The 22,881-nt window shown below is 67.8% G+C and carries 17 protein-coding genes; 5 read left to right on the top strand and 12 right to left on the bottom strand.

Annotated features, from left to right (window positions below; translation table 11 throughout):
• Positions 1-133: 133 nt before the first annotated feature.
• Positions 134-2,071, top strand: a complete 1,938-nt coding sequence (locus tag DPV79_RS35930) for a collagenase (RefSeq protein WP_113047658.1) — start codon at positions 134-136, stop codon at positions 2,069-2,071.
• A gap of 141 nt (positions 2,072-2,212) precedes the next feature.
• Here DPV79_RS35930 and DPV79_RS35935 read toward each other — a convergent pair whose 3' ends face one another.
• The 8 genes from DPV79_RS35935 to DPV79_RS35970 form a co-directional block, all read right to left on the bottom strand.
• A complete protein-coding gene (locus DPV79_RS35935) occupies positions 2,213-4,354 on the bottom strand; it encodes an AprA-related methyltransferase (protein WP_113047635.1) in 2,142 nt (713 codons plus the stop codon).
• Between the two features lie 11 nt (positions 4,355-4,365).
• On the bottom strand, positions 4,366-8,202 hold the full coding sequence (locus tag DPV79_RS35940) for an AMP-binding protein (RefSeq protein ID WP_113047636.1): 3,837 nt from the start codon (positions 8,200-8,202) through the stop codon (positions 4,366-4,368).
• An 89-nt stretch (positions 8,203-8,291) separates the two neighbouring features.
• A complete protein-coding gene (locus DPV79_RS35945; RefSeq protein WP_042973145.1) occupies positions 8,292-9,188 on the bottom strand; it encodes an MBL fold metallo-hydrolase in 897 nt (298 codons plus the stop codon).
• Between the two features lie 5 nt (positions 9,189-9,193).
• Positions 9,194-10,192, bottom strand: a complete 999-nt coding sequence (locus DPV79_RS35950) for a ketoacyl-ACP synthase III (protein WP_113047637.1) — start codon at positions 10,190-10,192, stop codon at positions 9,194-9,196.
• Positions 10,189-11,319 (bottom strand): 3-oxoacyl-ACP synthase III family protein, encoded by a 1,131-nt coding sequence (locus tag DPV79_RS35955; RefSeq protein WP_165843611.1) that lies wholly within the window; start codon positions 11,317-11,319, stop codon positions 10,189-10,191. The genes DPV79_RS35950 and DPV79_RS35955 overlap by 4 nt, the downstream gene beginning before the upstream one ends.
• Entirely contained in the window at positions 11,298-12,185 is an 888-nt protein-coding gene (locus DPV79_RS35960) for a beta-ketoacyl-[acyl-carrier-protein] synthase family protein (RefSeq protein ID WP_059651437.1), read from the bottom strand. The genes DPV79_RS35955 and DPV79_RS35960 overlap by 22 nt, the downstream gene beginning before the upstream one ends.
• The gene (locus DPV79_RS35965) at positions 12,182-13,846 is read right to left on the bottom strand and encodes an AMP-binding protein (protein ID WP_113047639.1); all 1,665 of its coding nucleotides are present in this window, start codon (positions 13,844-13,846) and stop codon (positions 12,182-12,184) included. Before DPV79_RS35965 ends, DPV79_RS35960 begins: the two co-directional genes overlap by 4 nt.
• Before the next feature lie 727 nt (positions 13,847-14,573).
• Positions 14,574-15,239: a TetR/AcrR family transcriptional regulator gene (locus DPV79_RS35970; RefSeq protein ID WP_113047640.1), complete on the bottom strand. Its 666-nt coding sequence runs from the start codon at positions 15,237-15,239 to the stop codon at positions 14,574-14,576.
• Between the two features lie 93 nt (positions 15,240-15,332).
• Between DPV79_RS35970 and DPV79_RS35975 the strand changes: the two genes are divergently transcribed.
• Together DPV79_RS35975 and DPV79_RS35980 are read left to right on the top strand one after the other, a co-directional pair.
• Positions 15,333-16,163, top strand: a complete 831-nt coding sequence (locus DPV79_RS35975) for a Rossmann-fold NAD(P)-binding domain-containing protein (RefSeq protein ID WP_113047641.1) — start codon at positions 15,333-15,335, stop codon at positions 16,161-16,163.
• Positions 16,160-16,645, top strand: coding sequence for an anthrone oxygenase family protein (locus DPV79_RS35980; protein WP_060375905.1), 486 nt, complete (start codon positions 16,160-16,162; stop codon positions 16,643-16,645). Before DPV79_RS35975 ends, DPV79_RS35980 begins: the two co-directional genes overlap by 4 nt.
• Before the next feature lie 25 nt (positions 16,646-16,670).
• Here the strand turns inward: DPV79_RS35980 and DPV79_RS35985 are convergent, their stop codons facing one another.
• Positions 16,671-17,471, bottom strand: coding sequence for an AraC family transcriptional regulator (locus tag DPV79_RS35985; RefSeq protein ID WP_059687483.1), 801 nt, complete (start codon positions 17,469-17,471; stop codon positions 16,671-16,673).
• Between the two features lie 90 nt (positions 17,472-17,561).
• Between DPV79_RS35985 and DPV79_RS35990 the strand changes: the two genes are divergently transcribed.
• Together DPV79_RS35990 and DPV79_RS35995 are read left to right on the top strand one after the other, a co-directional pair.
• Complete coding sequence (locus DPV79_RS35990) at positions 17,562-18,470, top strand: DMT family transporter (RefSeq protein WP_113047642.1); 909 nt, start codon at positions 17,562-17,564, stop codon at positions 18,468-18,470.
• 26 nt (positions 18,471-18,496) lie between these two features.
• Positions 18,497-19,444, top strand: coding sequence for an ATP-binding protein (locus DPV79_RS35995; protein ID WP_208866766.1), 948 nt, complete (start codon positions 18,497-18,499; stop codon positions 19,442-19,444).
• A gap of 8 nt (positions 19,445-19,452) precedes the next feature.
• Here the strand turns inward: DPV79_RS35995 and DPV79_RS36000 are convergent, their stop codons facing one another.
• The 3 genes from DPV79_RS36000 to DPV79_RS36010 all read right to left on the bottom strand — a co-directional run bounded on the left by DPV79_RS36000 (position 19,453) and on the right by DPV79_RS36010 (position 22,665).
• Positions 19,453-20,319: a DUF2071 domain-containing protein gene (locus DPV79_RS36000; protein ID WP_113047644.1), complete on the bottom strand. Its 867-nt coding sequence runs from the start codon at positions 20,317-20,319 to the stop codon at positions 19,453-19,455.
• Between the two features lie 108 nt (positions 20,320-20,427).
• Complete coding sequence (locus DPV79_RS36005) at positions 20,428-21,069, bottom strand: ankyrin repeat domain-containing protein (protein WP_059856122.1); 642 nt, start codon at positions 21,067-21,069, stop codon at positions 20,428-20,430.
• Between the two features lie 93 nt (positions 21,070-21,162).
• Positions 21,163-22,665, bottom strand: coding sequence for a catalase (locus tag DPV79_RS36010; RefSeq protein ID WP_425267372.1), 1,503 nt, complete (start codon positions 22,663-22,665; stop codon positions 21,163-21,165).
• Between the last annotated feature and the right edge of the window lie 216 nt (positions 22,666-22,881).

A 22,881-nucleotide genomic window follows, 5' to 3' on the forward strand; every position in this document is an offset into this window, starting at 1 on the left:
ATAAAATCGATTTAAATCATCAAATAGTTAAGCTAATTAATGACGATATCTTTCATATCGATTAAATTGACGTTTCAATATGTAATGCTATATCTTGGTTGCCCAAAAACAACCGGCATAAAATAAAGTGACGATAAACGAGGTGCTTCAGAAAAACCGCCGCTGGCCGGCCGTCGTCGTGTGGTCGGTATTCGCCGGACTGGCCGGCGCCGCATCGGCCAGTACCGAGCCGGCGCAGCAGATGCAACCCAGGCAGGCGCGCATGCCTCGCGTGCCGCAGAATCTGCCCGTGTCGCCCGAGCAGGCGCAGTACAACCTGCCGCTCAGCGAGCAGGATCGCGCGGCGCTGACCAAACCGTCGCAGCTCAAGCAGCCGGCCACGCGCAGCAAGCGCAGCACGTCGGGCGCCGATTGCCATGATATGTCGGTGGTGACGCAATATCGCGGCGCGGCACTCGCCGATTACATCGCGAATCTTCCCGATTACGAATGCCATTACGGCCTGTTCTCGGTCGATAAAGCGCAGGCCGCACAGATCTTCAATGCCGAAAACGTGCACGCTGTCGCGAGTCGTTTCGTGCAGGAAATCTATCAATACGACGCGAGCAATTTGATCCTGGTCAATTTGCTGATTTATCTGCGTGCCGCTTATTACCAATATGATGTATCGGGCATGGCGAACCCGATTCCGAATCTCGCGGTGTCGCTGCGCCCGTATATCAAGCAAAGCCTGGAGGGCGATGCGCTCTATCGCGACAATTCGCGTGCGCCGAGCACCGCGAACGAGCTGATGAAGCTCATCACGAACATGCGGGACGAAGCGTACTACCTGCCGACGCTGAAGAACCGCATCGCGTCGTACACCGTGAGCGCGGCGAATCCGCAGGCGGCGGCGCCGCTGCTGCAACGCAGTGCGGCGGGCGGCTTCACCGGTTTGCTCACGGTGTTCTTCTACGCGCACCAGCGCAGCGGCGCGCAGCCGATGCTCGACAGCGACGCGACGCTCCCGGAGACGCTCAACCGCTTCGTCACCGCGAACCGCGCGAGCCTGTCGAACACGAGCGCCGCCTATCAGTTGGCCGACGCGGCGCGCGAAACGTTTCGCTTCCTCCGCTATCCGACGCAGAAGCCGCGCGTGAAGAAAATGATCCAGGACATGCTCGCGTCGACGAGCATGACGGGCACGGACAGCGATCTCTGGCTCGCGGCGGCGGAAGCGGTCGACTACGGCGATCCGGGCAACTGCGCGGACTACGGAACCTGCGACTACAAGAAGCGGCTGTCCGACACGGTGCTCCCGAATCGCTACGCTTGCAGCACGGGCGTGCGCGTTCTCGCGCAGGACATGACGAGGCCGCAGCTGCAGTCGGTCTGCACGGCGGTCGCGCGGCAGGACGACTACTTCCACCGGATGATGAAGACCGGGCGCAAGCCGGTCGCGGGCGATCGCAACGACACGATCGAACTCGTCATTTTCGACGACTACGCGAACTATCGAAAATACGCGTCGGTGATCTACGGCATCAGCACCGACAACGGCGGCATGTATCTCGAGGGCGATCCGTCCGCGCCCGGCAACCAGGCGCGCTTCATCGCGCACGAGGCATCGTGGCTGCGTCCCGAGTTCAAGGTGTGGAACCTCGAGCACGAGTTCACGCACTATCTCGACGGCCGCTACGACATGGCGGGCGACTTCTCGGTGAGCACGGCGAAGCCGACCGTGTGGTGGATCGAAGGCGTTGCCGAGTATCTGTCGAGAAGGAACGACAACCAGGAGTCGATCGACGCGGTGCGCGCGGGCGCTTACCGGTTCTCGGACGTGCTCGGCACGCGTTACGCGTCGAGCGACTACGTCACGCGCGCGTACCGGTGGGGCTACATGGCGACGCGCTTCATGTTCGAGCGCCATCGCGCGGACGTCGACACGATCGTGTCGCGCTTCCGGGTGGGCGATTACGACGGCTACGCAAACCATGTCGCGTACATCGGCAATCGCTACGACACCGAGTTCGCCGACTGGGCGCGCAACGCGACGACGGCCGGCGAGCCGCCGGTGCCGGCGAAGCGCTGACCGGCACGGGCCGGCGCCGCGTGATCGGACGCCGGCCAGCGTGGCGCCCAACCCGCCAGGGCAGGGAGCAGGGAGCAGGGAGCGGCCCTCGAGTGCAGGTTCGAGGGCCGCGGCGCGTCGGCATCACGCGCCGCCACCGCGCTAGCGATCCGTGCCGGTATCGGCAACGTAGTTCGCGATACTGAAGAACCGATAGTCGCTCAGCAGGTCCGGCGCCGGGAACCCCTCCGGATGAATCCGCCCGTAAATCGGGCTGTCGGGGCGCAGGCCGGCCAGGGTCAGCGCGAGCGTGAATTCGTTGAACGGCGCCATGAACTGGCGCGACACGAAATGCATGCCCCAGTTGAACACCGACGGAAGCTGCTCGGTGCGCAACCACGTGTCCGGGCCGCCCGGCGCCCGCGCGCACAGGTTCTCCGCCCACGGGCTATGTCCTTCCACGATGAGAAAGCCATGCTTCGCGTGGCGCTTCCAGCGGGTCAGGAAATCGATCAGGTCCGCAGCCGCCACGTAACCGGGAACGAGCCCTTCCGCGTCGCTGTACGCGACCTTGAACGCGCGCTTGATCTGTTCGAGCCCGATCGGCAACGCTTCCTGATCCGATACCGTCAGGGCCCCCGCATAGTGCTGGTCGATCACCGCGCGCAGGCGTGCCCGATCGACGGTGCGAAGATGGCGCTCGAGGATCGCCTCGGCGGCGTCCTTGCGCCGGACGCCCAGCCGACGGTTGTGGACCAGGAACATGAAGGTGTGCAGCAGGTCGCTCAGCCGCGCCGGGCGCACGCTGCCGTCCGGCTGCGTGACGGTCAGGCCGCTGTCGGCCACGGCTTCGTCGTAGCGGTCGGGCTGGGAGATGTCGGCGGCGATCACGCGTACCTGCACGCCGGGGATGTCCTTCAGCGCGGATAGCGTCGCGGTGGCGCGGCCGCGCGCGGATTCGTTGTAGTCGGCGCCGATCACGAGCAGCGGATAGTCGGCGAGGTGCCGGCCGCGCCGCGTCGACGTGATGACGTATTCCGCCAGGCGCTTCACCGCGCTGCCGTCACCGCAGCCCATGTCCGCGATGCCGGCGGGCTGGCGGTCCAGCGGCGTGTCGTCGAACAGCTCGCGCAGGATCTTCGTCGTGATTTCCTGCGACGCCGGCCCCGACCCGGCGCCGCTCGACGCATACACGTTCATCACGCGATCGATGTGGCCGTCGCTGTCGATATCGAGCGGATCGGGGTCGCCGAACAGGAGCTCGTCGAGCAGCGCATACGAACGCAGATACGAAGCGGGCAGCCCCGCATAAGGCGCGGCGATCGGACGGTGAATGCGGCCCGACTCGGTGAGCCGCACCTTCCCCTGGTCGATTTCCACCATGCCGAACTTGCCCATCAGCGCCCATGCCGCGTCCAGGGCGACCGGGTCCGCCTGTGTCCAGGCACCCACCGCGACCCCGCCGGGCTGCTCGACGAGCTTGCCGAGGATGCCGGGCGCCGACTGCGCGTACTGGCCATCAGGCTGCCTGTCGAACACCGGCATGTCGAGCGCGACCCAGGTCGGGCCCAGCAGCAGGCCGTCCATCGCCGTGCGCAGCTGTCCGTTCGCCTGGCGCTCCAGGTCGGTGGTCGGCGGCGCGAGCTCCGGCCAGCCCGCCACGCAGGCCCGCACAAGCCGCGCATACAGCAGGCTGTCCTCGGCCGCCACGCGCGTTCGATGACACAGTGCGTGCAGATGCTGGAGCACCGACGTTGCATCGGCCAGTTGCTCGAACAGCGGCCGGGCGTGCTCGACGCACGCGACGACATATTCGCCGGCGGGCGTGAGCGCATAGTCGGCGTCTTCGTCGCCGCGATCGAGGGTCAGCCAGCCGGCCAGGCTCAGCAGGTTGAAGGCGCCCCACAGAATCCCGAGGTTACGGGTCGGGTCGGGCTGGCGGGATGCCGCGAACGCGCGCATCGCGCGGGGCGCTCCGGCCCGCAGGCCGTCGAACGCGCCGGCAAACACCAGGCGCGCCAGCGTCGGCACCAGCACGATGCCGTTGGCCCAGTTGCAACTGCGCGTGTAGGCCATCACGCGCTGTGCGTCGTGCCGGCCGATGCGCAGCGTGGCCGCGTGCGTGTGTTGTTCGAGCCTGACGGGCAGTTCCTCGTCGAGCACCTCGACGCCGATCGCGGCGCCGGCTGGCAGGCCGAGCAACGTGCGCGTTTCGTCGGGATAGGCGTCGAGATAGTGTTCGAGCTGCCGGGCCAGCGCGGTGGTGGAATCACCAAGGTCGTATCGGGCGTATCGGGCGTGCATGTTGGACGGTCTCACAGGATCGAAGGTTGGGCTGCATGGGATGAAGGGGCATCCGGATCGGCGTGCGCCACGACCGGCGCCGGCGCGGTGCCGCGAGTACGGGGCGCGAGATGGGCGGCAAGCGCGCGAATGGACGGGTAGTCCCAGACCGCGGACGGATCGACGCTCACGCTGAACGCCTCGCTGAATACGATCGTCATTTCGACGGCGAGGATCGAGTCGAAGCCGATCTCGGCGAACGTCGACTCGCGCGTCAAGCGAAGCTTGCGGTGCTTGAGGCGCTCGCCCAGCCACGCGATGAGCCATTGTTCGACGGCATGAACCTGCTGGCGATCGAGCAGGCTCGTCGGCTCGCCCGCGATCGGGGCCGGCGCCGATCCGGCGTCTTCGCCCGCCGGCGTGTCGGGTGTGTCGGGGGTGTCGGGCATGCCGGCGGCCGCGTGCTCGCCGGGATCGGCGTCCAGCAACGGATCGACGAGCTGGCTGGCGCCCGGGACCGTTTGCTCGATCGCGCCGATCTCGAGCCCGATCTGCGCGGCCCAGTCGTTCAATTGCGCCGACGTGGTCAGTGCGGATCGCAGGCCGACCTGCCGCTGCGCCGCCTCGATCGCGAGTTCGTACCGGCGCTGCGCCCAGCGCAGCGCGCCGTCACCGACGCGCTGCTGCGCAGCCGCACGTTCGGTCACCGCGAGCAGCAATCCCCATTGCGCGATCGTGCCGAGCCAGTAATTGACCCAGACGGCGGCATGCGCGGCGCCGCCGAGTTTCGCCGCATTGGCGAGCCCGTCCTGCGACAACCGGGCGCCGAGCTCGCGCAGCTCCGTGGCCAGCACGCCGGCGCCCAGCGCGCTTTCCAGATAACGCGGAAGCTCGTCGCTTCCGTTCAGCAGACGGCTGCCGAGGTGAACCAGCAGCGTTTCGGTCGGCCCCTCGAAGATGCGGGTCAGGCGCGCGTCGCGGAAGATCTGCGGCGCGAAGTTGGTCTCGATGTAACCGCGGCCGCCCAGGAACTGCATCAGCTCGTCGGCGGATTGCGACAGCAGCTCGGAGCCGAGAATCTTCGCGATCAGCAGGCAGTCTTCAGGCAACGCGACGCCGAGGTCCAGCTCGGTGGCCAGGTGCTCGACCAGCGCGTCGAGCCCGTCGATGCGGTCCCGCAGCTCGCCCAGGCGCAGGCGGCTCAGCGGATTGTCCAGCAGGAGCCCGGTGGCGACCTCGCGCCGCGCCCCGTAGCGATGCATCAGCTGCGCACAGCGCTTCATTCCGCCCACGCTGACGGCGGCGATGCCGAGGCGCGCGATGTTCATCGCATGCTGCGCCACGGACATGCCCTGGCCGATGTCGCCGAGCCGGCATGCGTCGCCGATCCGCGCCCGATCCAGATGCAGCGAATTCTGGATCATGCCGCGCACGCCCATCGTCAGCTCCTCGGCGCCGATCCGCACGCCCGGCGTGCCGGGTCGCACCGCCAGGCCGACCATTCCCGTGCCGTCGGCCTGCTTCGCGAACACGTTGATGATCCCCGCCCACGCGGACGAGCCGCTCCAGCGCTTGGTGCCGCTGACCAGCCAGTCGCCGGACGCGGTGCGCTGTGCGCGGGACGCGATCGCGCGGACATGCGAGCCCGCGGCCGGCTCCGTGATCGCGAATGCGGCGAGCATCCGGCCGCTCGCGAGGCTCGGCAGCAGTTCGTCGCGCAACGCGGGCTGCGCGTGCCGCATGATCGGCACGATGCCGAGCGTATTGTTCAGGGCAACGAAAAAAGCCAGCGTCGAATCGATCGCGGCCAGTTGCGCAAACACGCGCGCCATGTCGCGGTGGCCGAGCCCGAGCCCGCCATGCGAACGGTCGATCGGCATGCCGAGCAGGCCCCGGTTGCCGAAATCGAGCACGACGTGCGGCGGTATGGTGCGTCGCTCGTCGATGGTGCGCGAATCGATCCGCGTGCGGGCGTAGTGCCTGAGCCAGTCGTTCAGTTCGTCGACGGTGGCGCCGTCGTCGCGCCGGCGATCGTTGGCCGCCGGCTGGTCGACACCGGCGGCCGGGCGCGCGGGCTGCCCGCGATCGGGCGCCGGCGTTTGCGTGCCGGCGTCGACGTCCCACTGCGCGAGGATCGTCAGCGCGCCGTCGTGCAACTGCGTGCGGCACGTGCTGCGGCGCACCTTGCCGCTCGACGTCTTCGGCACGCTGCCGGGCGACACCAGCACGATCCTGCTCGGCCCGATGTCGAGGCGGTTCCAGATCGCCTGGCGAATCGCGTCGATGAAGCTGTCGAGATTGCCCTTGCGCTGCGTGCGCTCGACTTCGGCCACGACGATCAGGCGCTCCGCGTCGGCCTGGTCGTCCATGAAGGCCGCGCAGCCGTTCGGCACCAGTTCCGGCACGCCGACGATCAGCGCGTACTCGATGTCTTCCGAGTAGTAGTTGCGGCCGGCGAGGATCACCATGTCCTTGAGCCGGCCGGTCACGTACAGTTCGTCATCCAGAATGAAACCGAGATCGCCGGTGCGCATGAATGCCTGGTCTCGGTCGCCGGCCAGCGTGTGCCGGAAGGTCGAATGCGTCTGCTCGTCCAGCCGCCAGTAGCCGGCGGCGACGCTCGGGCCGGCCACGCAGATTTCGCCGATGGTCCGGTCGTCGCACCGGGCGTTGGTCTCCAGGTCGCGCACGATCACCTGCTGTTCGCCGTCGGTGCGGCCCACGCCGACCAGAACCCGCTCGCCCGGGCGGTCCAGCGGCTGCGGCGACACGCCGAGGGTCTCGTTGCGCAGCACCACCGATTGCCGCTGGAGCGCGGCCTGGTCGACGCACAGCGTGCGGACCGGGTGCCGTTCCGTGCGGCCGGCGACGTACAGCGTGCCCTCCGCGAGCCCGTAGCACGGCAGGAACCCGTCGGCGGCGAAGCCCGCTGCCGCGAAGCGTTGCGAGAAATCCGTCAGGGTGCTGGCGCGCACCGACTCGGCGCCGTTGTACGCGGCGCGCAGGCACGACAGGTCGAGCGTCGCCAGCTGTTCGTCGGAGATTCGCCGGCAGCACATCCGGTACGCGAAATCGGGCGCGCCCGTCAGGTCCGCGCGGTACTGGCTGATCGCGCGCAGCCACAGGTACGGATGCTGGATGAACCGTTCCGGGGCCATCAGCACGCTGCGGAAGCCGCCGTACAGCGACGTCAGGATCACGCCGATCAGGCCCATGTCGTGATACGGCGGCAGCCAGCTGACGATCGTGCTCGACTCGTCATAGGCAAGCCATTCGCGTATCAGCCCCAGGTTGTGGATCAGGTTCGCGTGACTCACCATCACGCCTTTCGGTGTGCCCGTCGTTCCCGACGTGTATTGCAGAAACGCGATGTGGGACGGCTGCACGCCGGCGGGCGAATCCACGGGAGCCAGCGCCTGCGCGCCGCCGACGTCGAGCAGCGTGCTGCCGGACGCGTCGGTATCGGCGAGCCAGGTCGAGCAGCGCGCGTGGTCCTCGGCCGAGCACAGGATCGTGTCGGCGCCCGCGTTTTCGACGATGCCGGCGATCCGCACCATATGCTGCCTGTTGCGCGGCGGGTAGGCCGGCACCGCGATCGCGCCCGCATACAGGCACCCCATGAAGGCGCCGACGTAATCGAGGCCCGGCCGGCACAGCAGCAGCACCCGGTCGCCGATGTCGACCGCGTTCTGCCGCAGCAGCGCGGCGACCCGGCGGGCGCGCACGTCGAGCTCGGAGAAGGTCATCGATTCGGCCCGTTCCTGTTCGGGCGGCCCGCTCAGGAACACGTAGGCGGTGTGGTCGCCGCGTGTGGCGGCGCGGTTCTGAAGCAATTCGCCAAGCGTAGTCGGCAAGGTCGCAGTGGTCATGATGTCGTCGGAAGAGGAATGAAAACAGCGAGCAGGGGCGTCGCACCGGCCGGCGCCCGTGCGTTGCCGCGGCGGACATCCGGATACGGCTATTCGGCGCGATGGAACAGGTCGATCATGTGCGTCATGCTTTTGAGGTGCAGGAAACGCGGCACGACCTTTTCGCTTCTTGCCGCGTAACGGGCCGTCCACTGATGGGCCAGTGCCTGCGTGGCGGCGGCGTTGCCGCGAACCGCGCGTGCGTCGGCCTCGCGTGCATCGAGGCACGCGCGCGCATGCCGTGCGGCCGACCGGGCGAGCTCGCCGGTGAGGATGCCGTGGTGCCCCAGGGCAAGCCGCGGTGCATGCAGCTGTTCGATGACGTCCAGCGAGTGCCGGTACGCAAACAGATCCTGAAAGACCAGCGGCAGCCAGTGGGTGGCGTCCTGAAACTCGCCGAGCGCATCCGACACGAAACCGATGTCCAGCTGCGGGCAGTAGTAGCCGAACTGGCAGCGGCTGTGGCCCGGCAGCGCGATCGTGCGAATCTGCATCCCGTCGCCGATATCGAGCTGCGCGCCCGGATTGACCGGGTAGAACGGCAGGTCGGCCAACTCGGTGAAATCGGCGCCGGCGGCGGGTTCCCACGACCGTGACGCGTGCTCGTCGAGCTGGCGGATGGTGCGGCAGGCCGACGGGCTCTGGAACGCATCGAACGCGTCGGGCGAACCGGACACATGGAGCCACGGCATGCGCGACTTGAGCGTCATCAGCAGGCTGCAATGGTCATAGTGCGAGTGGGTGATCAGCCAGTAGCGCAAATGCCGGATGCCGCCGAAGTCCCGCAGCAGATCGTGAAGCTGCTGCCATACGAGCGCCGTCATGCCGCTCAGGCCGCCCTCGATCAGCGTCGCGGCCTCGTCGTTGACGATCACGTACAGCGGCACGTCGGCGGTGCCGATCAGCGCCAGCCGCGGCTCGATCCACCCGGGGGATGCGTTCAGCATGTCGTTCAGCTCCGATAGAGCGCACAGGCCCATGTCGCGCCCGCGCCGTAGGTCACGAGGAGGTTGAGCTGGCCGGCCGGCATGCGGCCTTGCTCGCGGGCGAGGGAGAGCGCGACCGGAAACGCCGCGCTCGCCATGTTGCCCAGTTGATCGACGGAAATCATGCAGCGCTCGCGGGGCAGCCCGAGCCGCTCGATGACCGCGTCGAGGATGCGCAGGTTCGGCTGGTGCGGCACGACCAGGCCGATATCGCCGATCGTCAGCCGGTGCTTGTCGAGCATCTGGCGGCACGCGTCGACGATGCGGCGCGTCGCGTCCTCGAACATCGGCGCGCCTTTCATCCGGAAGTGGTGGCGGCCGGCCGCGATGTCGTCCGCGTCGATGAAGCGCGGGCGTCGCGCGCCGGGCGCCTCGGTGGCGAGCAGGTCGAACTGGGTGCCGTCGGCGCCGAGCGTCAGGTCGATCAGCCCGCGCGCCGGCTCGTCCGTCGCCTGCAGCAGCAGCGCGGCGGCGCCGTCGCTCAGCAGGATCGACAGGTTGCGCCCGGCGTTGCTCGTGTCGATGCGCCGCGACAGCGCCTCGGCGCAGACCAGCAGCACGTTGCGATACAGGCCGCTCGCGAGGAAGTGGCGCGCGATCTCGATCCCGTAGAGCCCGCCGCTGCATTGCGCGCGGATGTCGAAGCACGGCACCTCCCGCAAGCCGAGCCGGGGCTGGATGTAGCACGCCTGCGACGGGTCGTGATGATCGGGCGACAGCGTATTGACGATCAGCAGGTCGACGTCGTGCGCCGTGACGCCCGCGTCGGCCATTGCGCGTTCCGCGGCCGGGCAGGCGAGATCCGCCAGATGCCGATCGGGGCCGAGATAGCGTCGCGCGACGACACCGGTGCGTTCGCGAATGAACGCGTCGCTGGTGTCGATCATGCCGGCGACTTCGTCGTTGCCGACGATCCGCTCGGGCAGCGCATGGCCGAACCCGGCGATGACGAGACGGGCGCTCATGCCTGACCCTCCTGTTCCGTCACGACGGCGACCGTGCCGCCCGCATCGGACACGACGGTTTCGCCCCAGCGCCACAATTGCGCACCGAAGCCCCAGCCCGCGCCCGCGCCGGCAATCACGACCTTGGACCCCGGCCGGATCACGCCCTGCCGGATCGACTCGGCCAGCGCGAACGGCACGGCGGCCGACACGAGGCACGCGCAATCGGCCACGCGAATCACGTACTGATCGGGCCTCAGCCCGAGCCGCTGCGCCCATGAGCGCACGAGCAGCGCCGACGGCTGGTGGAACACCATCGCATCGACGTCGGCGATGCCGGTGCCGCTCCGGTGCAGCAGGCGCTCGACGATATCGGGAATGGCCACCGGCATGAAGCGCGAGATCGCCTCCTGCGCTTCGGGCTTGAGCGTGAAATACACGCCGAACGGGTTGTCGGCGCCGGTTTCCGCGTCGTCGTCGGCCGTGGCCTGCGCATTGCGCCACTGCATCGTCACGAGGTCGTAGCGGGTGGCGTCGCTGTGATACGCGGCATCCAGCCAGTCGGCGCCGTCGGGGTCGGCCGGCTCCGCGACGAGCACGGCCGCGGCCGCGCCGTCGCCGAAGTTCGTCGACGACTTGCTCGTGTAGTCGACCACCGCCGACATGCGCTCCGACGAGCACACCAGCGCCCGTTTCACGCGCCCCTGCTTGATGAGGTTGGCGGCGAGCTGCAGTTGCAGCACGAAGCTCGCGCATTCCATCTCGATATCGGCATCGAGCGCACGCGTGGCGCCGAGCCGGTCGCGCAGCGCGCGCGAGAGCCGCGGCGCGAACCGGCGCCGGCCGTCGTCGAGCGACACGAACGGCGACGTCATGTTGAACAGCACCAGGTCGAGTTCGGCGGGTTCCACGCCGGCACGCGCGAGGGCGTCGCGGGCCGTGCGCTCGGCCAGCGCGAGTTCGGATTCGCCGGCATCGGGGTCGATCATGTGGCGCGATTCGATGCCCCAGAATTGCCACCATTCCGCCGGAATGGGCTCGACGCCCGCGAAGACGGGATCGTCGTTGGGAACCTGGCGGGCCGGCAGGCGGCAGGCGAGACTTGCGATTCGGACGTTGTGCACTGTCAGACCTCCATCGTGCTGCACGCGATGCGCGGCCGGAACGGGTCCAGTGTCATGGCGATCACCGTCCGTTCATCGTCACGCAACGAAATCGAATCTGCGACGCGCGACGCGAGCCACGCGGGCAGCTGGAACGGGTTCGGAATCTCCGCCGCACCGGTGACGACGTCGACGCGGAAAGCATCCCGCGCGCCGGTGGCGATCGACGGCCATCCGCCCAGCCACGATTCGCAGAACAGCGTGGCGGCACGCCGGTCGATGCGGCTTTGCGCCGCGTCGAGCATCGCGTTGACCGCGGCGCCCGCATTGGCCGGTTCGGCGTCGAAGCGGCCGGTGGCGCGATCGAACCGGCTTTCGAAACGGGCCAGCGACAGGCTGCCGTTCACGCGTCGGGGCGCAAGCGCGTCGAGCGTCGCGAACGGCGGGGAATCGAGATCCGCGTAGCGGCTCGCATAAGCGCGGTCATGGCCGGACGGCGTCAGCACGATCGCGCCCGCACCGTCGGCGAAGCCGCTCTCGGCCACCTGCTCGACGTCCGCGAGCGCTTCCGCGCGAACGACGAGCGCGCGCCGATAGCCGAGCTGCCGGCAATGGCTTTGCGCGAGATCGAGTGCGAGCGTCCAGTCCGCATCGAGCAGGTCGAACACGGCCGCATGTCGCGCACGCAGGTCGCGCTGCACGGGGTGCGCCAGCCGCGGGCCCGCGATCGACGGCGCATCCGCCATCCGGCTGGGGGAGATCGACAGGCTGACGATCAGATCCAGTTCCGACGGCAGGCAACCGGCTTGTTGCAGCGCCTGCCTGGCCGCCTTGATCGCGTAGTCGTTCGCGCAGGATTGCGCGGTGGTCGCGGGGGCCGGAATGGCCGCCGCGGCGCCGAGAATTTTCATAGGATTTCTTCGCTTTGGACTGCTTGATTCAGGGAACGCGCCGCGCCATGACCGGCCTGCCGGAGCACGGCACGCCGCAATTTGCCCGATTCGTTGCGCGGCAAACCGGCGGCGTGATAGGCCACGCGATGCGGGCACTTGTATGGCGCAATCACGCTTTTCACGTGCTGCTGAAGCTGCATCGTCAACGCATCCGAGCCGTCGACGCCCGGGCGCAGCACCACGTGCGCGCAGATGAGCGTGCCGCCCCGTTCGTCGACGTGCCCGACGACGCCGCATTCGGCGATATCCGGATGGCGCAGCAGCGCCTGCTCCACTTCGCCGGGCGACACCGTGTAGCCGGAGGTGATGATCATGTCGTCCGCGCGTGCCTGGTAGAACAGGTAGCCGTCCTCGTCCAGGTAGGCGCTGTCGCCCGTCAGGTTCCAGCCGTGCTTGACGTAGTCGCGTTGCCGCGTGTCGTTCAGGTAGCGGCATCCGGTCGGCCCCTGCACGGCCAGGTAGCCGATCTCGTAGGGCGGCAGGCACTGGCCGTGCTCGTCCACGACGGCAAGGCGGTAACCGGGCACCGCCTTGCCGATCGCGCCGTCCTTCGCGCCGGTGTCGCCGGTCGACGCGAAGATGTGCAGCATCTCGGTCGACCCGATGCCGTCGATCAGGTGCAGGCCGGTGCGGATCTGCCACGCATCGCGCGTCCATGGCGGCAACGCCTCGCCCGCCGACACGCATTTGCGCAGGGACGAGATGTCGCACGGGTCGCGCTGGTCGAGATGGTCGAGCATGGCCCGATAGGCCGCCGGCGCCGTAAACAGGATGCTGACCCGATGCCGCTCGACGGCGGCCAGCAGCTGTTCCGGGCCCGCTTTCGGCAACAGCACGACGCTTGCGCCGACGCTGACCGGAAACAGCAGCAGCGCGCCGAGGCCGAACGTGAACGCGAGCGGCGGCGATCCGCAGAAGACGTCATCGGCCGTGGGCCGGAGCACGTGCTGCGGAAAGCAGTGGCAGGCCGCCATCACGTCGCGATGAAAATGGACGGTTGCCTTCGGTTCGCCGGTCGTTCCCGACGTGAACGCGATCAGGCAGGGATCGTCCGCGCGTGATTCGGCGGCCGCGAATGCCGCCGAATGGCCGTCGAGCCAGCGCGCGTGCGGATGCGTGTCGTCCGTGTCGTAGCGTCGAACGTCGCCGCGCCACTGCAGGCTCGCCATCGCCGCGTCGAGTTCGGCGGACAACCCGGCTTCGCAGATGACGTGCGTGACCCGGGCCCGCTCGATGATGGTCGACAGTTCTCCCGCGCGCAGCTTCGGCATCGTTGCGACGGCGATGCCGCCGGCCTTGACCACGCCGAACCACGCGGCGGCCAGCATCGGGTGATTCGCGCCGTGCAGCAGCACCCGATTGCCGGCCACGAGGCCGCCGTCATGGACGAGCAGGTTGGCGATCCGGTTGGCGGCATCGCGCAATTCGCGATACGACCACGTGATGCCCGACCCGGTCGTGATCGCCACCCGATCGCCCCAGCCGCGCTCGTCGACGGCGGTATCCAGCAGCGCGGCGGCGCAATTGAGAAACGGCGGAAACTGCAGCCCCGGCAATTCGAAGACGAACGTCGGCCAATCCTCGGCAGGGGGCAAATTCGCGCGGCAAAAGTCGTCCATCGTCAGCGCTCGCAAGAGTGTGAGTTCGAAGTTCGTGATAGCAGTGCGGTGCCGCGCGGGCCGTGCGCCATGACCGGGCGCGGCCCGCGCAGCCTGAGCCGCGATGCCAAAGAGATGTGGTCGGGGCGGCAGGCATCTGCCGCCGAGCGACGCACGGCGCGCCGGGTCAACCGGATGAAGGCTGGCCGGTTTCGGTGGAGTGATATCGTCTCATTTGATTTTCAAAATAAACAATAATCGATCGGTTTAATTCAAATGCGCCTGGATCTGAAATTCATCGATCAATCTGGGTGGTGTCAAAAAAATATTGGCGCAAGCTTAACGGAATAAATATTGAAAAGTAAATGGAAGAATCGAAGGGCGATTGTCGTTATCGATTGAAATCGATTCCATTGATCATCGTCATTTTTTAATTAATCTGTTCCGGTAAATCATCTGGCGATTTGTTGACGCCGGCGGAGTCTGGCTGCCGCAATGCTGAATAAAGCGTCGCGGAGTTCATCGGCGCGAAACGCACGTCGCTTCACGAAGCGGATTGCGCTGCGCAAAAAAAGAAAGCCCCGCGCTTTCGAGCGTAGCGGAGCTTTGGGTCGGTTTGAATGGGGAATCAGGAATGCAGGCGCCGCGGTCTCGCGCTGCGCCCTTGGGGATTCTTGTAATTATATTGTCGAATATTCAATAACGAGCGGGGAATGGGAATTTCCCGGTTATGAAATTCGTGCGCGGCCTAGCTGTCAAGCACGGAAAGATTTTCCGGCAATGTTTGCTTGAACATCGCGAGAATCCTGCGCGCCGCCTTCGGCGGCAACTCGATCGCATGTCGCACCGCCGCGGCGATCAACACCATCGTCAATTCCGAGAACGCGGCCAACTGCACGTCGGGCACCGCCGGTGCGAGTTCCCGCAGCGCATCCGCCAACAGCCCCGCCAGAAACTCGCCGTCCGCCCGGTCGAGCGCCTGCAGTGCGCGGTCGGCCTGCGTGGCCCGCCAGATGTCGCGCATCAGCGGCTCGTCGACGAACATCCGGTAATAGCTGTCCGTGATGCGGGTGAGCGTGGCGTGCAGGTCGTCGAGCGACTTCATCGCGGCGAGATCGCGCCGCACGCAGTCGTGCCCGGCTTCGTTGTAGCGCTCCGCGAGCGTGCCGATCACGGCCGCCTTGTCCGGGAAGTACTGGTACAGCGAACCGAACGAGATGCCCGTGCGCTCGACGATGTCGCTCATCCGGAACGCGTCGCAGCCTTTCTCGATCATCACCTCCGACGCGCTCGCGAGAATGCGCTCGAACCGCTCGCGGCTGCGCTGCTGCGTCGGTACCAGCCGCGCGCGCGCCGGCGCATCCGCTGCCGCCGCGTCGGGCTGGTCGTTTTGCCCCGATTTTTGTCGGCCCATGCCGCCTCCAGAAAAACTTGACGTTGCTAATGCGAGAGTCTATCGTGTTTTCAAAATGCGAGAAGTTCTCGTATTTAGTCAAAGGAGACGGTCATGTCGGCACTTCCCATCCTCATCGTCGGCGGTTCGGGCAAGACGGGCGCCCGCGTCGATGCACGGCTGCGCGCGCGCGGCATCGCGACCCGGCCCGTGTCGCGCACGTCGGCCGTCCGCTTCGACTGGACGGCGCCCGAGACGTGGCCCGCCGCGCTCGCGGGCGTGTCGGCCGCGTACGTGACCTACCAGCCCGATCTGGCGGTCGCGGGCGCGGTGGACGCGATCGCCGCGTTCGCGCGGCTGGCGCGGGAAAGCGGCGTCGAGCGCGTCGTGCTGCTGTCCGGGCGCGGCGAGCCGCGCGCGCAGGCTGCGGAAGCCGCGCTGCAGGCGTCGGGCGTGGGCTGGGGCGTGGTGCGCGCGAGCTGGTTCAACCAGAACTTCTCCGAGGGCTACCTGATCGACGGCGTGCTGGCCGGCGAAGTCGCGCTGCCGGCCGGCGCGGTGCGCGAGCCGTTCGTCGATGCGGACGACATCGCGGACGTCGCGGTGGCCGCGCTCACCGAGGCGCGCGTCGCGAACCGCGTGATCGAGGTCACGGGCCCGCGCGCGCTGACGTTCGCCGAAGCGGTCGGCGAAATCGCGCGGGCCGCCGGCCGGCCGGTCGTCTATCGCGAGATTCCGGCCGATGCGTTCGTGGCCGGATTGCGCGAGGCCGGCGTACCGGAGCCGGTCGTCGCGCTGCTCGACGATCTGTTCGGCGTGGTGCTCGACGGGCGCAACAGCGCGGTGACGCACGGCATCGAAGCGACGCTCGGGCGGCCGGCACGCGACTTCGCCGACTATGCGCGCGCGACGGCCGCGACCGGCGTGTGGAGCGCACGATCATGATCGCGTTCGTGACGCCCGTCCTGCTGTGGGGCTCGGCCGTCGGCTGCGGGCTGATGGCCGGCGTGTACTTCGCGTTTTCGGCGTTCGTGATGACGTCGCTCGGACGGATCGCGCCGCAAGCCGGCGTGGCCGCGATGAACGCGATCAACGTCGACATCGTGCGTTCGCCGTTCATGCCGCTGTTCCTCGTCACGACGCTGATGGCGCTGGCACTGGTCGTGATCGCGCTGCTCGATCGCGGCCAGCCGGGGGCGATGGCCGCGCTCGCGGGCGGCGTGCTGTACGTGTTCGGCATGTTCGCGGTGACGATGGCCGTCAACGTGCCGCTCAACGATGCGCTCGCCGCGGCCGATCCGTCGACCGCGCACGGCGCCGCGCTGTGGACGCGCTACGTGCACGACTGGACGAGGTGGAATCACGTGCGCACGGTCGCGTCGGCCGCCGCGTGCGTGTTCTTCATCGCGGGGATCGCGGCGCGGTAGCGCCCCCGCCGCGCACGGCCACGCGCTACGCGTAAAACGCCGACGGCGACACCCCGAAATGGCGCTTGAACATCGCCGAGAACGCGCTCTGGCTGCTGTAGCCGTGATCCATCGCGACGGTCAGCACCTTCTCGCCGTGCGCGAGGCGCTTGAGCGCGAGCAGCAGCCGCGCCTGCTCCCGCCAGCGGCGGAAGCTGAGCCCCGTCTCGCGCCGGAACGCGCGATGCAGCGTACGGACCGACAGGCCGAGCCGGTCGGCCCATTCGGCGATCGTGCGCGGATCGTCGGGCGCGGCGACGAGCGAGTCGCAGATCGTCCGCAGCCGTGCGTCGTGCGGCCACGGCAGGTACAGCGGCAGCAGCGGCGCGACCGTCACCTCGGCGAGCAGCAGGTGCATCAGGTGATCGTGGCGCGAGCCCGGCGCGTAGTCGAGCGGCACGTCGACCGCGGCGAGGATCAGCTCGCGCAGCAGCGGATGCACTTCCACCACGCAACTGCGCGCGGGCAGGTGCTCGACCGTGCCCGGTTCGACGAACACGGTGCGCATCTGCACGTCGCCGCTCATCTGCACCGTGTGGTCGAGGCCGGCTTCGAGCCACACGCCGCGCGTGGGCGGCACGACCCACGACGCGCCCTCGGACTGCACGTGCATCACGCCCTCGATCGCATAGAGCAGTTGCGCGCGGCGATGGCAGTGCGTCGGTATCGACGTGCCGTGCGGGTATGCCGCCGCCATCGCCGACACGGGCATCGGCGTCGATTCGTAGCGCAGGTGCGCAAGCGGCGGGGTGGGCTCGAGTGTCCGATTGGCGATAAGTCCTGACATTTTGGCGTGAGACAGGCAGTTGGGCGGGCGGGCACGATGGCGTTCCGATTCACGCCCGCACCCTGTCACGATATTAATCCGTCAAACGCGATGAACAAGCCTCCTTTTCTGTTTCCCTTCTGCGCGATCGCGCTGTGGGCCGGCAACGTGGTCGTGTCGAAGCTGTCGGCATCGACGATCGACCCGTCGGCGATCACGTTCTACCGGCTGCTGCTCGCCGTCGCGCTGATGAGCGTGTTCACGCTGCGCCCCGCGTGGCGCAACCGCGCGGCGCTCGTCGCGCACCTGCCGAAGCTCGCGGTGCTCGGTTTTCTCGCGATGGCGCTGTTCCAGAGCCTGTCCTACGAGGCCGCGAAAACGACGAGCGCGACCAACATGGCGATCATCACGGCGCTCGTGCCGCTGATGACGATGGCGCTCAGCTCGCTGCTGCTCGGCGATCCGCCGGGAGCCGGCATGATCGGCGGCGGGGTGCTGTCGCTCGCGGGCGTCGTCTACCTGATCGCCGAGGGGCACCCGACGACGATCGCCGCGCGCGGCGTGCATGCGGGCGACCTGCTGATGCTGGCCGCGTCGGCCGCGTATGCGCTGTACGGCGTGCTGCTCAAGCGCTGGCGCATCGGCGCGCTGCCGGCGTGGCAGTCGACCTACGTGCAGGCGCTCGCCGCGCTCGTCTTCATGGTGCCGATGCTGCTGCGCTTGCCCGCGCAGGCGGCGTGGCCGACCCGCGCGAGCGTGCCGCTGATCCTGTATGCCGGCGTGCTGGCGTCGGTCGTGCTGCCGTACCTGTGGATGCAGGGCGTGCGGCTGCTCGGCCCGAGCCGCTGCGCGATGTTCATGAACCTGCTGCCGGTGATGACGGCCGGCGGCGCGATCGTGCTGCTCGGCGAATCGCTGCGGCTGTATCACCTGATCGGCGGCGGCGTGGCGCTCGTCGGCGTGGCGATCGCGCAGCGGTTCCGGTTCCACGCGAGTGCGTCGCAGGGAGTACGGCAATGAGCGGCGACCGCGACATGCAGAACCTGATGGCCGCGCTGCCGGACGCGCGCGCATCCGTCGACGGTCAGGCGCTTGCGCATCAGCTCGAACGGATCGCGACCGCGCTCGAGGCACTCGCGGGCACCGGCCGGCCGGCGGCCGTCGATTTCGACGCGGCCGTCGCGTTCCGCTGGCGCGGTTTCGACGGCGGGCCGCGCACGGCGCCGCTCGAACCGGTCGCGGCGCCCGCGCTGACAACGTTCGATGCGCTGCGCAACGTCGAGCGCCAGGTGGCGATCGTCGAACGGAACACGCGGCAGTTCGTGCGCGGGTTCGCGGCCAATCACGTGCTGTTGACCGGCGCGCGCGGCACCGGGAAGTCGTCGATCGTGAAGGCGTGCCTGCACGCGTTCGCGCCGCACGGGCTGCGGCTGATCGAGGTCGGCAAGGAGCGGCTGAGCGATCTGCCGGCGATCGTCGAGCTGGTGCGTGCGCGGCCCGAGCGGTACATCGTGTTCTGCGACGACCTGTCGTTCGAGGCCGGCGAGACCGGTTACAAGGAACTGAAGACGGTGCTCGACGGCTCGGTCGCGAGCGACCTGTCGAACGTGCTCGTGTACGCGACGTCGAATCGCCGCCACCTGATGCCCGAGCAGGCGAGCGACAACGCGAACGTGTCGCGCGCGGAGAACGGCGAGCTGCATCCGGGCGACGCGGTCGAGGAGCGGATTTCGTTGTCCGAGCGCTTCGGGATCTGGGTGACGTTCTACGGGTTCACGCAGGATGCGTACCTGGCCGTCGTCGAAAGCCGGCTCGTGGAAGCCGGGTTCGATGCGGAGCAGATCCGCGCGGCGCGCGAACCGGCGCTGCAGTGGGCGCTGGAACGCGGTGCGCGGTCGGGGCGGATTGCCGGGCAGTTCGTGCGGGATTACCTCGGGCGGCTGGCGGACGAACGCGACGCGGACGAACCCGCGAACGCGCGGCGCGCGGGTTGAGCGGGGCGTTACAGCACCCGTTCCGACAACACGCGGAACGCAACATCCGGCACGACGAAGCACAGCGGTTCGCCGGTCGCGCCGATCCGCGCGAGGAAGGCGCCGCCGCCGACCGGTTCGACCGGTTTCAGCGGCCGGACCGCGTCGATGTCGATCGGCAGGTCGATCGACGCATGGGCGAGGCCGTCGCAGTCCGCGACATGCGCGACGGCCGCGTGCTGCAGCGACAGGTAGGCGACGGCGTCGCGCCAGTTGCCGAAGAACGGCGCGAACGCGGCGGGTAGCGTGTCGTCGTTCGACACGGCCGCCGAGCAGTGGAAATCGGGCGCGCTCCCGGTCCCGCCCGACAGCAGCGTTCGATAACGTCCGTCCTGCACGGCATGGGTGAAGCGCGCGGCGAGATGCGACGGCAGCGCGTCGCTGAAGAGTCGGCTGCCGAGCGCATAGAGCGGATGATCGAACACGTTCTTCACGAACAGCACCGTGCGATCGGCCGGCACGCCGCCCGGCAGCGCATCGACGTAAAGCCGCCAGTTGCTTTGCAGCGGCGACGGGAACACGCGTCGCAGCGGGCCCGCGATACGCGGGCCGAAATGGCGGTGCGCATAGGTGAGGATCGTGAACGGCGTGCGGCCGTCGCGGCTCGCGAGCGTGACGCCGCGCGGCACCAGGTGCGCGACGGCCGCGACATCGACGAGCCACGTGCAGTACACGACGTTCTCGACTTCGCTCGCGAGTTGCAGGAACGGCAGCCGCGACAGCAGCGCGCGGCGTGCGCGCAGCAGCGGGCGGCTCGCGACGAGCCGGTTGGCGAGGCGGCCGACGGGGCCTGCGGACGGGTAAACGAAGGCGTTGTCTTGGCGCATGACCAGCATTGTGCCGATGTCGCGGAGCGGGCGGAAGAGGCGCCTTCGTCGAAACGGTCGGTGCCTGCTTTGCCGATCGGAAATCATGCCGTTGAAGGCAGGTTCAAGGTCGAGCGGTCACGGCCTCGAGCGCAACGTCACATCGGCATTCGGTGTCGCGCCGACCTTTTCCAGTGCGGCCACCGCGGCGTCGTTGCCTTGCAGGATCGCGTTCTGCAGTGCGGTGCGCCCGAGCGCATCGACGTGATCGGGGTTTGCGCCGTGTGCGACGAGCACCGGCAGCATGTCGAGGCGGCCGAACAGCGCGGCGAACGACAGCGCCGTTTCGCCGGCGTGATTGGTCTGGTCGATCGGGCAGTGCGTATCGGCCAGCCGCTTCGCGATCGCGGTCTCGCCCTTGAACAGCGCGCCCATCAGGGCCGTGTTGCCGTGACGATCGCCGAGACACGGGTCCGCGCCGTTGCGCAGCAGATAGTCGAGCGTTGCAGGCTGGTCGCGATAGGCGGCCAGGATGACCGCCGTATAACCTTCGCGTGTCGTCGCGTCGATCGGATAGCGCGCGTCGACGAGTGCCTGCAGGATGTCGATGCGACCGAGGCGCGCGGCGGCGAACCATGCGTCGTCGTAGCGGCGCAGGTCGGCGTGCGCATCGGGGTGCGGCACGGCCGCGGGCGGTGCGGTTGGTGCGCAGGCCGCGAGCACGACGGCTCCGGCGATCGCGAGCGCGCGGGAGAGGGCGGTTCGGAGTCGATTCTTCATCAGCAATGCGCGCCGCGCATGGCCGCGCGGCGCAATCGGATCGATGGGTCGGGACGCGAAGGCCGCACCGGCAGCCTTCGCGGGATTGCCCGATCAGTTCTCGACGAGTTTGTCGGCGAGCGATTTCACGCGGGTCAGGTCGGCGTGCGTGGCACGCGCCAGGCGCGTCCCGTAGTCCGCATCGGCCTTGTAGAAGTACGACAGCATCGCGTACTTGTTCGCGTCGTTCGTCACGTGGTTCAGGTCACCCGACAACGCGGTCACCAGATCCTGCCGCTCCTGCGCGGGCAGCATGCGGTAGTACTCGCCCGCCTGCCGGAAGTTCAGCGTCTTGCGGATCGCGGCTTGTTGCGTCGTGCCGGCAAGCGGCGTCTGGACCGACTTGTACCGCGGGTTCTGCGCGAGTTCGTTCAGCGCCGACGGCTCGTAGTTCACTTCGCCCTTGCGGTCGCCGAAGTTCATTGCGCCGTCCTGGTTGTTGTTCGTGACGGGCACGCGCGGCCGGTTGATCGGCAACTGGTTGAAGTTCGCGCCGAGGCGGTACATCTGCGTATCGGCGTACGAGAACATCCGGCCCTGCAGCATCCGGTCTTCCGACGGCTCGATGCCCGGCACCATCCGCGACGGGGCAAAGGCCGATTCCTCGGTCGACTCGAAGTAGTTGTCCGGCACACGGTTCAGCGTCAGCGTGCCGATCTTGCGCTCCGGCACGCCGGTCCATACCTTGGTGTCGTCGAGCGGGTTGAAGTCGAACGCGTCGAGCTCGGACGGCTTCAGCACCTGGATGTAGAGATCCCACTTCGGCGCGTTGCCCGCGTTCAGTGCGCCGTACAGGTCGTTCGTCATCAGGTTCCAGTCGGCACCGATCGAACCGGGAATGTCCTTCGGGCGCAGCCCGTGCATCCCTTGCGCGCTCTTCCAGTGGAACTTCACGTACGTGTACTTGCCGTCGGCGTTGACGAACTTGAATGCGTGCACGCCGTAGCCGTCCATGTTCCGGTACGAATCGGGCATGCCCTCGATCGAGTACAGCCGGGTCAGCATGCTGGTTGCTTCGGGCGCGTGCGCGAAGAAATCGAACGCGAGGTTCGCATCCTGCACGCCGGTGACCGCGCTCGGCTTGTTCGCGTGGACGAAGTCCGGGAACTTGATCGCGTCGCGGATGAAGAAGATCGGCAGGTTGATCCCGACCAGATCCCAGTTGCCCTGTTCCGTATAGAACTTCACGGCGAAACCGCGCGGATCGCGCGCCTGCTCGGGCGAGCCGCGATAACCCATCACGGTCGAGAAGCGGACGAACACGGGCGTTTTCGTGCCGGGCGTGAAGACCTTGGCCGTCGTCAGGTCGCTGATGTCGGCGCTCGGCACGAATTCACCGAACGCGCCGGTGCCGCGGGCATGCACGACACGCTCGGGGATGCGTTCGCGATCGAAGCGCTGGAGTTTTTCGATGAGATGCGAGTCTTGCAGGAGCACCGGCCCGTTCGGCCCGGCTGTCTGCGAATTCTGGTTGTCGCCGACGGGCGAGCCGTTGTCGCGCGTCAGTTCGGCAGCGTGTGAGGAAGAGGCCAATGCGACGCAGGCCGCGGCAATCATGCTCTGCAAGAAGCGATTCGCGGTGTTTGACATATCGATGAGGTTCCTTGGATGAAATTCGGGGGAAGACCCCGCCGAACTGTAGTCTCGTCGACATGCGCGATGCCAATTGAATCTCTCTAATTGAGTGATAGGGGATCGTTGGTTCTTGCGGATGATTCGGTTAACTAAGTTATTTTGTGGCCGGCTACCAGGTGGCAGACTAACGCAATACGG

Origin of the sequence: Burkholderia reimsis (assembly GCF_003294055.1) — a bacterium.
Classification (GTDB): domain Bacteria; phylum Pseudomonadota; class Gammaproteobacteria; order Burkholderiales; family Burkholderiaceae; genus Burkholderia; species Burkholderia cepacia.